This window comes from Chryseobacterium sp. T16E-39 (assembly GCF_002216065.1).
Classification (GTDB): domain Bacteria; phylum Bacteroidota; class Bacteroidia; order Flavobacteriales; family Weeksellaceae; genus Chryseobacterium.
On record NZ_CP022282.1, the window covers coordinates 4,392,847 to 4,406,958 of the forward strand.

At 33.6% G+C, this 14,112-nt stretch carries 14 protein-coding genes; 7 read left to right on the forward strand and 7 right to left on the reverse strand.

Annotated elements, in window-relative coordinates:
* Window positions 1–47: 47 nt before the first annotated feature.
* Both CEY12_RS20060 and CEY12_RS20065 read right to left on the reverse strand, forming a co-directional pair.
* Window positions 48–680: a response regulator gene (locus CEY12_RS20060; RefSeq protein WP_089029346.1), complete on the reverse strand. Its 633-nt coding sequence runs from the start codon at window positions 678–680 to the stop codon at window positions 48–50.
* Complete coding sequence (locus tag CEY12_RS20065; protein WP_157676863.1) at window positions 670–2,661, reverse strand: ATP-binding protein; 1,992 nt, start codon at window positions 2,659–2,661, stop codon at window positions 670–672. Before CEY12_RS20065 ends, CEY12_RS20060 begins: the two co-directional genes overlap by 11 nt.
* A gap of 208 nt (window positions 2,662–2,869) precedes the next feature.
* On the opposite strand from CEY12_RS20065, the gene CEY12_RS20070 reads away from it, so the two are divergent.
* Window positions 2,870–3,292, forward strand: a complete 423-nt coding sequence (locus CEY12_RS20070) for a hypothetical protein (RefSeq protein WP_089029348.1) — start codon at window positions 2,870–2,872, stop codon at window positions 3,290–3,292.
* A gap of 177 nt (window positions 3,293–3,469) precedes the next feature.
* Window positions 3,470–5,152, forward strand: a complete 1,683-nt coding sequence (locus CEY12_RS20075; RefSeq protein WP_089029349.1) for an AraC family transcriptional regulator — start codon at window positions 3,470–3,472, stop codon at window positions 5,150–5,152.
* Window positions 5,153–5,193: 41 nt separating this feature from the next.
* Here CEY12_RS20075 and CEY12_RS20080 read toward each other — a convergent pair whose 3' ends face one another.
* Both CEY12_RS20080 and CEY12_RS20085 read right to left on the reverse strand, forming a co-directional pair.
* Entirely contained in the window at window positions 5,194–5,409 is a 216-nt protein-coding gene (locus tag CEY12_RS20080; RefSeq protein WP_089029350.1) for a hypothetical protein, read from the reverse strand.
* Window positions 5,410–5,494: 85 nt separating this feature from the next.
* The gene (locus tag CEY12_RS20085) at window positions 5,495–5,683 is read right to left on the reverse strand and encodes a hypothetical protein (RefSeq protein ID WP_089029351.1); all 189 of its coding nucleotides are present in this window, start codon (window positions 5,681–5,683) and stop codon (window positions 5,495–5,497) included.
* 298 nt (window positions 5,684–5,981) lie between these two features.
* Between CEY12_RS20085 and CEY12_RS20090 the strand changes: the two genes are divergently transcribed.
* Window positions 5,982–6,446 carry a hypothetical protein gene (locus tag CEY12_RS20090; protein WP_089029352.1) on the forward strand — a complete coding sequence of 155 codons (465 nt, stop codon included), beginning with the start codon at window positions 5,982–5,984 and terminating at the stop codon, window positions 6,444–6,446.
* A 27-nt stretch (window positions 6,447–6,473) separates the two neighbouring features.
* The gene (locus CEY12_RS20095) at window positions 6,474–7,472 is read left to right on the forward strand and encodes a T9SS type A sorting domain-containing protein (RefSeq protein WP_089029353.1); all 999 of its coding nucleotides are present in this window, start codon (window positions 6,474–6,476) and stop codon (window positions 7,470–7,472) included.
* Window positions 7,473–7,538: 66 nt separating this feature from the next.
* Here the strand turns inward: CEY12_RS20095 and tyrS are convergent, their stop codons facing one another.
* A complete protein-coding gene (gene tyrS / locus CEY12_RS20100) occupies window positions 7,539–8,834 on the reverse strand; it encodes a tyrosine--tRNA ligase (RefSeq protein ID WP_089029354.1) in 1,296 nt (431 codons plus the stop codon).
* A 360-nt stretch (window positions 8,835–9,194) separates the two neighbouring features.
* Here tyrS and CEY12_RS20105 point away from each other — a divergent pair, with 360 nt between their 5' ends.
* Window positions 9,195–9,755 (forward strand): RNA polymerase sigma factor, encoded by a 561-nt coding sequence (locus tag CEY12_RS20105; RefSeq protein ID WP_089029949.1) that lies wholly within the window; start codon window positions 9,195–9,197, stop codon window positions 9,753–9,755.
* Here CEY12_RS20105 and CEY12_RS20110 read toward each other — a convergent pair whose 3' ends face one another.
* Window positions 9,756–10,391, reverse strand: coding sequence for a hypothetical protein (locus CEY12_RS20110; protein WP_089029355.1), 636 nt, complete (start codon window positions 10,389–10,391; stop codon window positions 9,756–9,758).
* 115 nt (window positions 10,392–10,506) lie between these two features.
* Here CEY12_RS20110 and lipA point away from each other — a divergent pair, with 115 nt between their 5' ends.
* Complete coding sequence (lipA, locus tag CEY12_RS20115) at window positions 10,507–11,373, forward strand: lipoyl synthase (protein WP_089029356.1); 867 nt, start codon at window positions 10,507–10,509, stop codon at window positions 11,371–11,373.
* A 358-nt stretch (window positions 11,374–11,731) separates the two neighbouring features.
* On the opposite strand, the gene CEY12_RS20120 is transcribed toward lipA, so the two are convergent.
* Window positions 11,732–12,586, reverse strand: coding sequence for an AraC family transcriptional regulator (locus tag CEY12_RS20120; protein ID WP_089029357.1), 855 nt, complete (start codon window positions 12,584–12,586; stop codon window positions 11,732–11,734).
* 183 nt (window positions 12,587–12,769) lie between these two features.
* On the opposite strand from CEY12_RS20120, the gene CEY12_RS20125 reads away from it, so the two are divergent.
* Window positions 12,770–13,972, forward strand: coding sequence for an MFS transporter (locus tag CEY12_RS20125; protein WP_172821076.1), 1,203 nt, complete (start codon window positions 12,770–12,772; stop codon window positions 13,970–13,972).
* Window positions 13,973–14,112 lie beyond the last annotated feature (140 nt).

Genomic DNA, 14,112 nt, shown 5'->3' on the forward strand with positions numbered 1-14,112 from the left:
TTTACTTATAGAGAAACCGCTTTTACAAGCGGTTTTCTTATTTTGGTTCAGATTATATTTTGCTGTAAGGCAAGACTTATCAGTTCAATGGAGTTTTTAGCCTGAAATTTTTGCAGCAAGTTTTTACGATGTGTATCTACCGTTAAGGAACTTAAGAATAGTTCGTCAGCGATTATTCCACTGGTTTTACCTTGGGCTAATAGTTGTAAAATTTGTTTTTCCCTCTTTGTCAGTCTGGGAATTGTAAATTCATTTTGGGAAGGTCTGCTTATGACCTGCTTGATCTCATTACAAAATACAATATCCCCGGAGAGTGCTCCTTTTATACATTTTACCAATTCATCAATAGACGTATTTTTGAGTAAATAACCACTGGCACCATTTTGAATACATTGCATAATAATGCTTCTCTCGGATCTGTTACTGAACATAATAACTGAAGTGCTTGGGGATATCTTTTTGATGTCTTTGCAAAGATTAATGCCATTAGAATCCGGCAGGGCAATGTCCAAAAGAACTATATCTGCTTTGTTGTGAGTAATGAAATTTATCGTTTCTGATCCGGTTATGAAGCTTTCAGAAATGGAGAACAAAGGCTCATTTTTAAGCATCATTTTTAACCCTTCAATAACGATAGGGTGATCATCTACAATAACAATTTTAACGATATCAGATTTCATAAGAATTGAGTTCAATGTTGATACTTGTTCCTTCATTGTCAGAATTAATTTCCATTTTCCCCTGGAGATAATTAACTCTGTTTTTGATATTTTGAAGTCCCATACTTGTAGGTTTTATAAGATCTTTCTGAAACCCTTTTCCATTGTCTTCTATTGTTATGAAAAAAGCTTTGCCGGTTTGTGAGCATTGTAGCAGAATACTTGTAGCTCCTGAATGTTTTACTGCATTAGCCAGTAATTCCTGTACAATCCTGTAAATATTAAGCTGTGTGGACAGAGAAAGATCTTTTTTGATGCAAATAGGTTGAAAATCGATTTCCAGATTCTTTCTTGTATAAAATTCGCATAAATCATGAAGTGCTGCTTCCAGTCCGAAATTTAATAAAGACTCCGGCATTAAATTCCGGGCAATATGCCTTAATTCATTGACTGAACTGTCCAATTGCCCTAATATCTTATAGAAGTCTTCATGCTTTTCGCCTGCCAGGTTACTTGAAGACCATGTTGAAAAATTAATTTTTACCCCAGCCAGCATTCCTCCAAGCCCATCGTGCAGATCCTTTGCAATACGTTCCCGTTCTCTTTCTTCACCTTCGAGAATAGCTTTTGTAAGAGTAAGCTCTTCTTTTTGTTTGATATCACTTATCTTTTGCTGAAGGTTAATTTCTTTCTGCTCAGATAATTTTCTGTTATTTCTGTAGAGGATAGACAGAAGAATGGCAAGACTTATAAAGAAGAGTGATATCAAACTTAATCCCCATAAATAGGAGTTTTTTCTGCTTACTTCGAGTTCTTTCTGCTTTTTCTCACTGTTGAGATTGGCAATTTTTCTCTCTTTGTCAGCAGTATTGTATTTTGTTTCCAGTTTATTGATTTCCAGTTTTACATTTTCAGAATTTAAACTATCGTTGAGCTTAGAATAGTTTCTCTGCCAAGCCAATGCTTCTTTGATGTTCCCCATTTGTTCATTAATGCTTGATAACTGAAGATAGATGGTCTTTCTGTTACTGGCATCAATGATCAGGGTTTTTTCGTTCAATATACTTTTCAGTAAATCCCTTGCTTCCGGAAATTTTTTCTGCTTTCGGAGAATGTCATATTTGTTCAGATAAAACATCTGAGTGAGTAAATTCTGATGAAATTTTTTAGTATAATAAAGCCCTTTTTCAATAGGGGCCAAGGTTTCCTCGTTTTTTTGCTTTGTAATAAAATATAAAGCCTTACCATAAAAATAATACGAATTGGACGAAGAATCCGGAAACGGTTGAATGAGCTTTTCTGCCTTATCAAGGTAAGATTTCCCCATATCTCCTTTTGCCTGATAAAAGAAATTACTTGCAATATTTAAATAAGTAAAGAATAATTCAGAAGAGTTAGGAGCATTTTTTTCAAGAATTTCCAGGGCTTTTCTGTTATAGTTTTCTGCTTTTTTAAATTCTGCATTATAGGTAAACATGAGAGCTAGCTGGGTATACTCAAAGCCTAAGTTTCTGCTGTTTTCATATTTTTCAATAAGGGGAATGCTTTTTTCAAGCATGATCTTTATTAAGAATGGGTAGCCTTCTTTATTCTTTTGAGCGAGACCATAACCAAACCAGGACATTGCCTGTAGTAGATCTGATTCTTTATTTTTGAATTTGGTTAATAATTCTATTCCTTTCAAATAAGATGCAGAAGCTTTTTCCTTATTACGGTCTGCATGATATTGGCCTTCATAATAAAAGTACTGTGCAGAAATTAATGGATCGGATTTTCCCAATAACCGGCCTGTTTCCAAATGCTTTTTGCTTAGGACTGAATCTATATTTCGATAATAAGTAGAGAGCAGGAAGGAAGCCTTTGCTTTAGATTGGTTATCCGTTTTCGATTGCATAACATTCTGCAAACTGTCCAAATAAGACTTTTCGTTAAGCGGCATAATCTGCTGGGATCGCAATGCCAGTGAAAATAAAATGCTTAGTACAAGGCTAACTCTTTTCAATTTTATGAATTTTAATTGTAATTAAGTATTTTTTATTATATGTCATCCAATGTACTTAAAAATTTTAGCTCTGAAAATACCTGAGATTAGGTAGAAATAATTACTGTTTTTTAAGGATTGATAATCACTTTGTACTGGAATAGTTTTGTAGATACCAAATCAGCTAATCATAGAATTGAACAATTGTAGAATATTTAAACAAAAACTTATGAAAAAAATGTGGTTAAACAATAGATTAAAGAGAGCCTTTATCGCAATGGTTGCGACGGTGCTTTTAGGATTTATATCATCATGTAGCAATGATGATGATGACGATAATAATGGAGGTGGTTCGGGAACTAGCCATAAAGTAGTTTTTAAAGCACAGGCATCTCCAGGAAGCAATATATCTAATGCTGCATACGGATATGATGCTAATATTACACAAGCAACAGGCCTTAGCGGAACTAGTTGGTCAAGTCCTGAAATTACTGTTCCTGCGGGAGCTGTTATGGTAAACGGAGGAGTAGTCGGCACAGGGGCTAATGCAACTTCTACATTGAAAGTACAGGTCTTTGTAGATGGCGAATTAAAAAAAGAGGCAACAGCAAGTGGAACAGTTCTTTCTGCAACGGCTAGCTATAGTTTCTAATCATACCGATATTTTATTTAGTGGTAAGGCCATGTGAGAAATCTCATGGCTTTTATTTTAAATTAAGATAATCATTTTATAGTGAATGGGTTTAAATTGAGGTTATTAACCATTTGTTTTTTTTAATTAAAGAATAAATTTAAGTATATTAGAATACAACTTTAGTTAGAAAAATCAATGGTGAAAAGAATTACTGTTTTTGTATTTTTAATGATATTTTCTTCTGTGTTTCCTCAGAATCAAAAGGATATACAGTCTTATAAAGATAAGTTCTTTATCTATCAGAAAATTGGAGTTGATAGTGCACTCATTTATGTAAATAAGATTTTTTCTTCAAAAAATAGCGCAGATCAGGCATTTGCTTATTCGGCAAAAAGATATTTATTGACAATTACGGGGAAGGATCAGGATTCCAAAGATTATCTTTCAAAAATTAATGTTTATCTAAAGGAAATTCCTGAAGAGGAAGGGAATTATTCGAGCCTCTCCCAGATATACAATATTTTGGGAAATACTGATATGGCTAACCAACTTCCGAATGATGCTTTGAAAAAATTTATAAAGGCAGATTATTTTGCCCAGAAGAATAATGATATTCGGCAACATATAAAAATCAAAGGAAATATTGCTTTTGTAAAACTTAATATCAAGCAAACCGATGATGCTATTACAGAAACACATGAGGTTCTAGGGCTTTTAAAAAAGAATAAAAATCTTTATGAGAAGGAAAATTTTGAGATTATCTACAATACTGTATTTTCCAATTTAGGCCATTTATATTCTGATAAATATATTTCAGATACTGAGAAGAATAAAAAGTATGCAGATAGTGCATTGATGAATTTTAATCAACTTCTTCATTCTACAAAAGATAAAAAATTGCTTGCAGTTACCTACTTAAAGCTGGGAACGCTTAACAATAAAAAAAAGAACTATAGTAAAGCGACTGAGTATTACTTAAAAAGCTTAGATATATATAAAGCTTTAGAGTTTAAAGATGAAATTCTTAATCTTAAATATAATTTAGGCGTTAATTTTTACGAATCAAAAGACTATTCAAAATCGAAACTTCATTTTTTGGAAATGTCTCATTTAGTTGAAAAAGATTCTCTTGTAAATACAGATTATATATTTGCTCAGGATTATTTATCGAAAATTTATTTAAAAGAAGGAAAAAGGGATTCTGTAGAGTTTTATAATAATAAATTCATTGAGCTATACAAAGAGAATTCTGAAATTGAGAGAAAGAATATTGCAAATATCTATAAAGAAATCAATTCTAAGAATTTGAATGATGAGATCAATAAAAGTTCTTCTATTCTTAAAAGTCGTACGTTTATTATTATTGCTTTGATTTTATTGATAGGATGTATTACTGGCTATCTGCTCGTTCAGATGCAAAAGAAAAAGAATGTTGAACAGCGTCTTGATGATCTATTATTGCAAGTAAAAAATAACACTTTGAATAGTCATCAAAACAAAAATAATTTTTCAATAAGCAATGAAAAAGAGGCTGAGATCATGGGGAAACTTATGGAGTTGGAAGACAAAAAGCTTTATCTTAAAAATGAATATAATCAAGCTTTTGCAGCTAAAAAATTAGGAACCAATACTACCTATCTTTCGCAGACGATTAACAAATACATGAAAAAGACTTTCAGTGAATATACCAATGAATTAAGAATTAACTATATACTGAATGCTCTCTCTCAAGATAAAAAATTAAGAAATTATACTACTCAGGCATTAGCAGATATTGTAGGCTATAAAAGCGGGATATCCTTTGCCAGAACATTCAAAGAAAAAACGGGCGTTACCCCGTTTCAATATATTGAAAAATTGAATGCCGAAAATGCGTAACATAATAAATTTCTGATGAATACATATTTTACATTACTGTTTTAGCAAATTCTGGTGTATTCTTTTGTACACTTATCCTGATAGACACATTCTGTAATAATGATGCGTGTACAGGGACCTACTACATTCCCTGAGCCACTACCATTGTTTGTACCACCTCCATTTGTACCTCCGTTTAATTCGGTAGTTCCAGCAATAATTTTTAGCTGCTCTTTTCTTGAAAGTTTTTTTAAACCATTTTTTAATTGAGTTTCCATATTTGTTTTTTTTAATTTAATATTTATAGATTTCAGATATTGGATTTGATTCCTCTATATTTCAATTCGTATTTTATTATGAACTTTAGGAGGATGAACAGTCCAATGATCTTGGGTCCGGGCATAAAAGGATGACATTTCCTGAACCAGCTCCGTTATTAGTACCACCCCCATTACCATATGTAGGATCTTCTACGAGTTCATTCCCGGCAATAATACCCTGTAATTTTTTTCTAGTTAATTGTTTAAAAGTAGATTTGATTTTAGTTTTCATTTAGTGTTGCTTTTTTTCAATTTTTTTTCAGTTATACAACAATATAAAATTAGAAATTAATGTTTACTGAAAATTATAATTATCATAATGAATAATATGATCTCTTAATCATTGATTTAATTGGTTGATAATTATTGTTTTATATTATTTTTTTAAACTTACTTTTTATAAAAAGTTCTGTTGCTTTTTATAAAATATTCTGGGGTTGTGTTTTTTTTGAGCTGTCCTTTAGCAAAATTTGTACTGAGAATTCTACAATACTCAGTCACTTAACACTAAGTCCTTAAAAATAAATAACATGAAAAAAATTGTAGTAATGAGTTTTGCTTTATCAGTATTAAGCATTTCAACAATAAAAGCGCAAAGCTTTTTAGATAAAATTGACCGGGCAGTGAGCAAACTTGATGATGCCTCAAATACAGCAGATAAAGCTTCTAAAACAGGCGGAAAATTAAGTTCATTATTTGGTAAAAAGAACAAGCAGAATACCGTGAAGGCAACCGAAGACAATAAAACAACCCTTGTGAAAATTTCCAACATAGATCTTGGTAACTTGAAAAAGCTTAACGAAATAATTTTAGGATCTAAAGGGGTATCTGATACCAGTATGAAGTATAACTCTTCATTGTCTACAATCACAGTAATGCATTCAGGAAGCTCGGAAAAATTATTAGAGAATATACAGCCCAATGCAAAGAATATTTTTACAGATAAAAATATTGAAAGCTTCGACGATGGAATTATAGAGATCAAGATGAAATAGCAAAAATCACTAATTAAAATTTAAAGTATGAAAACAGAATATTTACTTTTTGTCTTTTTTTGTATCTTTTTTAATGTACAAATACAAGCGCAGCCCACAATTACCAGTGCAGATATGATTACCGGAACCTTTCAGTTTACAGCGTTTACTTTTAATCAGGGAATGCATGCACCAGGAAATGGAGGTTCCAATATCACATGGGATTTTACAAACATAAGCGGTACAAACGAAATATACAGAATGTTTTATGGTACCTGTCCTGGTATTCCGGAATGTACATTTTTTCCACAAGCTAATCAATATGTAACTGTTTTAGATAATGCAGGGAATCAAAGTGCGGATAAAAATTTACTGAAGCTTAATACCGTGCAATTGGAACATTTAGGAGCTAGAAACAACACTACTAATTTCACACTAACTTACACTGATACACCCATTCAACTTAAATTTCCAGTTACTTATCTGAACTCGTTTGCTGATACCTCTTCTTCAACAATTAATGGGGTTACAACAAATACAAATGACATTATTACGGCAGATGGATATGGTACCATTAAAACTCCGGCTGGAACTTACTCTAATGTTTTAAGAATAAAAAAAGAAAGTACAATTACGATCACTACAAGTGGGGTACCGACTTCTACAACAAAGATTACAACATACAGCTGGTATAAAAATAACAGAGAAGTGATTGGTGTATTTTCAGTGGGTAATTTGTTGTCTCCCATTGTACAGCCATTGCCTTCAAGATTTCAGTATACCAATAATAGTGTTGTTTTAGGAACCGGGGAAGTTAAGGATATGGAATCTTTGGTGATTTACCCTAATCCAACTTCTGATTTTGTCACTGTAAAAAATGAAAAAATAATTGATAAGATTGAATTAAGCGATGCAGAGGGTAGAAAAATTTCAGAATTTAAAGGAATAAGTACGATCGATATATCTAAATTGTTAAGTGGTGTTTATTATCTGAAAATTGACCTGAAAAATGAGAAAACACAGATAAAGAAAATTATCAAAAAATAAGTATGGTCAGTTTATTTTAAAAAGAAACCCCTTTGGTTAGCCAAAGGGGTTTCTTATATTTTATAATTATTGAACTTTAAGAATAAAGTAGGTCTTCTTTCCCTTCTGTAGTAAAAGAAATTTACCGTCAATAAGATCTGTTTCGTTTGCTGTAAATGTATCGTCTACTTTTTGTTTATTTATGGAAATTGAATTTCCTTTGATTTCTCTTTGTGCCTCACTTTTTGATTTTAAAAATCCTGATTTTTCTGAAAGTAGATCAACAATATTGATTCCCAAAACATCATTTTTTGCTACTTCTTTTTGAGGAACTCCATCGAAAACTTCAAGGAAAATCTCTTCATCAAGACTTACCAGATCTTCAGCAGTAGACCTTCCAAAAAGAATTTCAGAAGCTTTCAGAGCTTTTTCATATTCTTCTTTTCCATGAACCCAAACGGTCACCTCTTCTGCAAGTTTCTTTTGTAGTTTTCTTTCATGAGGAGCTGTTTTATGCTCTTCGATTAAAGCTTCGATTTCCTCTTTAGCTAGGAATGTGTAGAATTTAATGAATCTTTCAGCATCAGCATCAGTAGCATTCAACCAGAACTGGTAGAATTTATAAGGAGAAGTTCTTTTTTTGTCTAACCAGTAATTTTCACCACTTTCAGATTTTCCGAATTTGGAACCATCTGCTTTCGTAATCAAAGGAACGGTTAAAGCAAAAGCTTCACCTTGAGCCTTTCTACGAATCAATTCGGTTCCTGTAGTGATATTTCCCCACTGGTCAGTACCTCCCATTTGCAACTTTACATTGTTGTTTTGGTATAGGTGAAGAAAGTCATATCCCTGAATTAGCTGGTAAGTAAATTCTGTAAAACTCATCCCATCAGCTCCGGCTTCTCCAGAAAATCTTTTCTTTACAGAATCCTTTGCCATCATGTAATTTACAGTGATGTTTTTACCCACATTTTTAGCAAAATCTAAAAATGAGATATTTTTCATCCAATCGTAATTATTTACCAATTCAGCTTTGTTAGGACCATCTCCCTCAAAATTTAAAAAATTTGAAAGCTGTTTCTTTAAACAATCAACATAATGTAAAAGAGTTTCCTCATCCAAAAGATTTCTCTCCGCCGATTTTCCCGAAGGATCACCGATCATTCCTGTGGCACCTCCTACCAAAGCAATAGGCTTATGGCCATGCTGTTGAAAGTGTGCTAAAATTTTGATTTGAATAAGACTTCCGATATGCAAAGAATCAGCGGTTGGATCAAAACCAATATACGCAGTCGTTACCTCTTTATTCAGTTGCTCATCGGTTCCTGGCATCATATCAGCAAAAAGACCACGCCATTTTAATTCTTCAATAAAGGAATTCATATTATAATTTTCTTTAAAATTTAACTGTGCAAAGATAGTAAATTCATGGGTATGGAGTGTATGTGGAGGGAGCGAAAAGGCAAAATTGCAGATTTGTTGATTTGTAAAACTGTAGATTCGTAAAATTGCAAAATGGCAAAAAAGCTGAGAGGCAAGAGAACTATACGACAGATTGGTAAATTTGCCCTTCCATGGTTTCTCTTCCGGAGTGTAGCAATTTGATAATTTAACAGTTATATGACTGCACGATTTTACAATTTTACGGTTTTGCTTTTCAGCCTTTTCACGATTGTGCAAATCAACAAATCTGCAGTTTTACATTATTGCCATTTCCCTAAAAATAAATTATATTTGTTAGTAATGAACGACGAACAGTTATTTTCACTTATTCAAAAGGCTAAAGAAAAAGATCAGAAAGCCCAGACAAAACTCATTAATGTTTTTTGGGTGGATGTGTTTTCTTTTGTGATGAAAAAAGTAAGGGATGAGAATGATACGGACGAGATTACAGTGAATGTTTTCTCAAAAGTCTTGACTAAACTGGATATGTATGATCCTCATTTTCAGTTTAAGACCTGGATATTAACCATTGCTCAGAATACTGTGATTGATTTTTGGAGAAAAAGGAGTCGTGAAAATCAAGACCCCACCGAAAATCTTGATGAAGTAAAAAACCAGTTTGCAAAATCACCTGAGGAACTGATGATTTCCAATGAGGAGCAAAAGAAGATCATTAAAACAATTGAATCATTAGATGCCAATTATCAGGATATTATCAAGCTGAGATTCTTTGAAGAGAAGAGTATTAAAGAAATTGCTGAGGAATTGGGTATTTCCGTTGCCAATACCAAGGTAAGAGTAATGCGTGCTAAAAAAGTATTAGCCGAGCTTCTGAAAAACAATGAGTTTGATGAAGACTGATTACAGATGAAATTCTGCTTTTGTTTTTGGAAATATAAAAGTTCTGTCTTTCGAATTTCTATTTTGTAGGTTCACTTTCCAGTCTTTTTTGATCACTGTTTCTTTTTCCGACTTTCCATTATCAGGATTGTCTTTACCTTCTACTTCTTTAGAGTAAATAAGTTGTCCTGTGGAAAGATTATAATCCATATCAGCCCAGTAATCTCCGGGTCTTCCATAGCTTAAAGAGTGACCGATCAATTCAAAATGGCCATTTTGAAATCTGTATTTGTCTGTATATCCCCATTTCCAGCTGCTTCCTCCCGCCTGAGTAATTTCTAAAATGCCCTTTTTTATAGTGATTCCCTGGTAAGGATCTCCCATCATTCCTCCGTGCTTACTTTCCAGAACGGCATTTCTGGATTTTTCTAAAACAGTCCACTTGCCATTGGCTTTTTTAAGAATTTGAATTTCACGAATGTTACCCATATCCGTAGTGTCCTTTGTATTGTAAACAATTACTTTTTCAGGTATTTTATCACCATCCAGATCGCCATCTGCTGTTTCAATTATTTCAGAACCTTGAGGCTGAAATTCTTTTTGAGCAAAACAGATGATACTGAATAATAACGATAATAGGCAGAAAGTACTTCTCATAGGTGAAATTTGGTGGGGTCAATTTACAATTATATTTTTAATTATATGTTCCATCAATTTCTTCATTAGATGGTTTCCATTAAAAATTCCTTAACTTTGAACTTCAATTTTAGAAATGGAAAATTTAGTTCAAGACACTACCGTTCAAAAACCAAAGTGGATTCGCGTAAAACTTCCTACCGGAAAGAATTACAGAGAACTGAGAAGCTTGGTTGATAAATATAAATTAAATACAATTTGCCAGAGTGGAAGCTGCCCGAATATGGGTGAATGTTGGGGTGAAGGAACAGCAACGTTCATGATTTTGGGGAACATCTGTACACGAAGCTGTGGGTTTTGTGGTGTAAAAACCGGAAAACCGATGGATGTGAACTGGGATGAACCTGAAAAAGTAGCACGTTCTATCAAATTAATGAAGATCAAACACGCTGTACTTACTTCAGTTGATCGTGATGATTTGAAAGATATGGGTTCTATACTTTGGGGAGAAACTGTAAACGCTGTGAGAAGAATTTCTCCAGGAACTACAATGGAAACCTTGATTCCGGACTTTCAGGGTCTGACAAAACATCTTGACAGAATGATAGATGTAGCACCTGAAGTGATCTCTCACAATATGGAAACGGTAAAACGTTTGACAAGAGAAGTAAGAATTCAGGCGAAGTATGAAAGAAGTCTTGAGGTATTAAGATATCTTAAGGAAGCCGGACAGAGAAGAACAAAGACAGGCGTTATGCTTGGTTTGGGAGAAACAAGAGATGAGGTTTTCCAAACGATTGAAGACATCAGAAATGCAAATGTTGATGTTATTACCATGGGGCAGTATTTACAACCTACAAAAAAACATTTACCTGTAAAAAAATTCATTACACCTGAAGAGTTTGATGAATTTGGTGATTTTGCAAGAAGTTTAGGGTTCAGACATGTTGAAAGTTCACCACTTGTAAGAAGTTCTTACCACGCTGAAAAACATATTCACTAAAAATATAATCGCTCCAATTTTGGAGCGATTTTTTTTATTACCTATTTTGATAAACACACGAATACTCGTCAGTTCGAGTGAAATTATTTGTAATGAAATGAAATATAATTTTGTATCGAGAACCCTTACTAAAATTTAAATTTATTTTTTACTGCTTTGCAGGGATTCTTAAGGAATGACAAGAATGCGATGAAAGCCTTTGTAAAAGATGAGAAACTATCAAATTCTAAAAGATTTGGATAAAAAATACAAATCTCCAATAACATAGAAATCTTCCCAGTTTTACAATTTAACAATTTAACAGTTTAACAATTCAGCAATTTTGCCTTTCAGCCTTTTCGCCTTTTTCCCAAAAAAATCATCCTTCAATCTTCTCCAAATGCTTTTTCCTAAACTCCGATGGCGTTTCTCCCACATGTTGTTTGAATAATTTGTTGAAGTAAGATAAGCTTTCAAAACCAACCTGGAAACACACCTCCGTTATTGAAGAATCTTTCAGTAAAAATATTCTGGCCTGATTGATCCTGTAATTGTTTACAAAATCGGTAAATGTCATATTCGTCTGTTTTTTAAAATAACGGCAAAAAGCAGGAGTACTTAGACTTACTATTTCTGCAATTTGATTGACATTGGTTTTTTTATCATAATTTTCGTGAATATAATCGTAGATCGTTCCCATTCTAATTTTGTCATTCAGGAACCATTTGATTCTGGTGTCATCTTTGTTCAGTTCTTTTACCTCTTCTGATCCAGCCAGGATCTGTAAGATTTCAATGAGGCTTATCAAAGAATCAAAATTTCCACGATTCATCATACGGTGCATTTTTTCTACAACCTGTCGTTTTGTTTCACCAGAAAAAGAAAATCCCAGGTAAGAACGCTCCAGAAGACGTTGTATAGTACCAAATTCAGGGACGGGAGTAATAATATCCTGAAGAAAATTTTCCCTCATTTGAAGGACCAACTGTTTGCATTCGGTTTGAATTCTATAGTCAAAATTAAGATGGGGAACATTTGAGCCAATCAGTAAAAGATCACTGTCTGTAAAACCTGAAATATCTTTACCGACGTGCCGGATTCCATTGACAGCCTCTACATAAACCAATTCTATCTCCGGATGATAATGCCAGAAAAAACAATTTTTCAGTGAAGGCGCAAAAAGTTTGAATGATTTCCCCTTTTCAAATTCTATAATTTCTTTCTGGATTTCCATTTGGTTCTATCTTGATTACTTTAAGAATTAAAATTAAGTAAAAAGGTCAATATGGAGCAAATTTTTATCATTTGAGTAGAAGTGAAAATAAATATTTCTGCCGATTTTTGCACTTTCAAAATAGAGATTGCTTTTGGTATCCTGAATACAATGAAAACAGCAACTCCAAGAAACTTTAATGATATGGGAATAGATAAGCGGATAATACCACTGGCAATTGGTGGTTTGGGGATTGGAACGACAGAATTTACTATTATGGGGTTACTCCCCGATATTGCAAAGACATTACAGGTCAGTATTCCTGAAGCCGGACACTTAATTTCAGCATATGCTTTGGGAGTGGTTATTGGAGCACCAATTCTGATTGGCTATTCTGTGAAGTTTCCACCTAAGAAGGTGTTAATTGTTCTTATGATGATTTTTACTCTATTTAATGGATTATCAGCAATTGCACCGGATTATACATCGATGTTGATCATCAGGTTTCTATCCGGTTTACCCCATGGCGCATTTTTCGGAGTTGGAACAGTTGTAGCCTCAAGGCTTGCCGGAAAAGGGAAGGAAGCATTTTATATTTCCTTAATGTTTACAGGGCTTACTGTGGCTAATCTTGCGATGGTTCCCCTCGTCACTTATATTGGACATACGTTCCACTGGAGATGGTATTTTGTGATCGTTGCCGTCATTGGATTATTCGCCTTATTATTTTTAAAATTCTGGCTTCCTTCAATGGAAACCAAGCAGGATACCCACTTTTTAGAAGAGCTGAAATTTCTTAAACATAAGCAATCGTGGTTGGTATTATTGATTACGGCAATCGGATTTGGAGGACTTTTTACATGGTTTAGTTATATTACACCGTTGATGACAATTATTGCAGGAATTAAAGCCAGCCAGATGGCATACGTGATGATTTTGGCAGGTGCGGGAATGGTTGTTGGGAATCTGGCGGGAGGATTTTTATCAGATAAGCTAGGTCCTGAGAAAACATGTTCTCTACTACTTCTTTTAATGATGACCTCTCTGGCAGGAGTATTTTTCTTTTCAGAAAACAGGTCAATAGCATTGGTGCTCACCTTTATCTGTGGTGCATTATCTATGTCTGTTGCAGCTCCGATCAATATCATGATGATGAAAGCTGCACCAAGAAGTGAGATGATGGCCGCTGCTTTTATGCAGGCAGCCTTTAATATTGCTAACGCAATGGGAGCCTTTTTGGGAGGAATCCCTTTGGAGCATGGATTTTCATTTAAGTATCCATCTCTTGTGGGGGTGGGAATGACGTTTATAGGATTAATGATCAGCGTCCGGTATATGTATTTATACAGATCTTCAAAAGTTGAAAAAGAAGAGATCGCAATAGAATGTCTTTCAGGTGATCAATAATAACGGTATACAGTATTATTGATTGTCATGATACAAACCCAATGATAACGGTTATCCTAATGTTTATAGTAGCTTAGGGATGCACGTTTAGAATCAGCAGGAATAACTGATTAAAAATCTAAACAGCTTTAGGGTTATAT

Excerpts from the sequence above, each read along its gene's own strand:
- CEY12_RS20060 (WP_089029346.1), bottom strand. The coding sequence starts at position 680 with ATGAAATCTGATATCGTTAAAATTGTTATTGTAGATGATCACCCTATC.
- CEY12_RS20070 (WP_089029348.1), top strand. The coding sequence starts at position 2,870 with ATGAAAAAAATGTGGTTAAACAATAGATTAAAGAGAGCCTTTATCGCA.
- CEY12_RS20075 (WP_089029349.1), top strand. The coding sequence starts at position 3,470 with ATGGTGAAAAGAATTACTGTTTTTGTATTTTTAATGATATTTTCTTCT.
- CEY12_RS20080 (WP_089029350.1), bottom strand. The coding sequence starts at position 5,409 with ATGGAAACTCAATTAAAAAATGGTTTAAAAAAACTTTCAAGAAAAGAG.
- CEY12_RS20085 (WP_089029351.1), bottom strand. The coding sequence starts at position 5,683 with ATGAAAACTAAAATCAAATCTACTTTTAAACAATTAACTAGAAAAAAA.
- CEY12_RS20090 (WP_089029352.1), top strand. The coding sequence starts at position 5,982 with ATGAAAAAAATTGTAGTAATGAGTTTTGCTTTATCAGTATTAAGCATT.
- CEY12_RS20095 (WP_089029353.1), top strand. The coding sequence starts at position 6,474 with ATGAAAACAGAATATTTACTTTTTGTCTTTTTTTGTATCTTTTTTAAT.
- tyrS (WP_089029354.1), bottom strand. The coding sequence starts at position 8,834 with ATGAATTCCTTTATTGAAGAATTAAAATGGCGTGGTCTTTTTGCTGAT.
- CEY12_RS20105 (WP_089029949.1), top strand. The coding sequence starts at position 9,195 with ATGAACGACGAACAGTTATTTTCACTTATTCAAAAGGCTAAAGAAAAA.
- CEY12_RS20110 (WP_089029355.1), bottom strand. The coding sequence starts at position 10,391 with ATGAGAAGTACTTTCTGCCTATTATCGTTATTATTCAGTATCATCTGT.
- lipA (WP_089029356.1), top strand. The coding sequence starts at position 10,507 with ATGGAAAATTTAGTTCAAGACACTACCGTTCAAAAACCAAAGTGGATT.
- CEY12_RS20120 (WP_089029357.1), bottom strand. The coding sequence starts at position 12,586 with ATGGAAATCCAGAAAGAAATTATAGAATTTGAAAAGGGGAAATCATTC.
- CEY12_RS20125 (WP_172821076.1), top strand. The coding sequence starts at position 12,770 with ATGGGAATAGATAAGCGGATAATACCACTGGCAATTGGTGGTTTGGGG.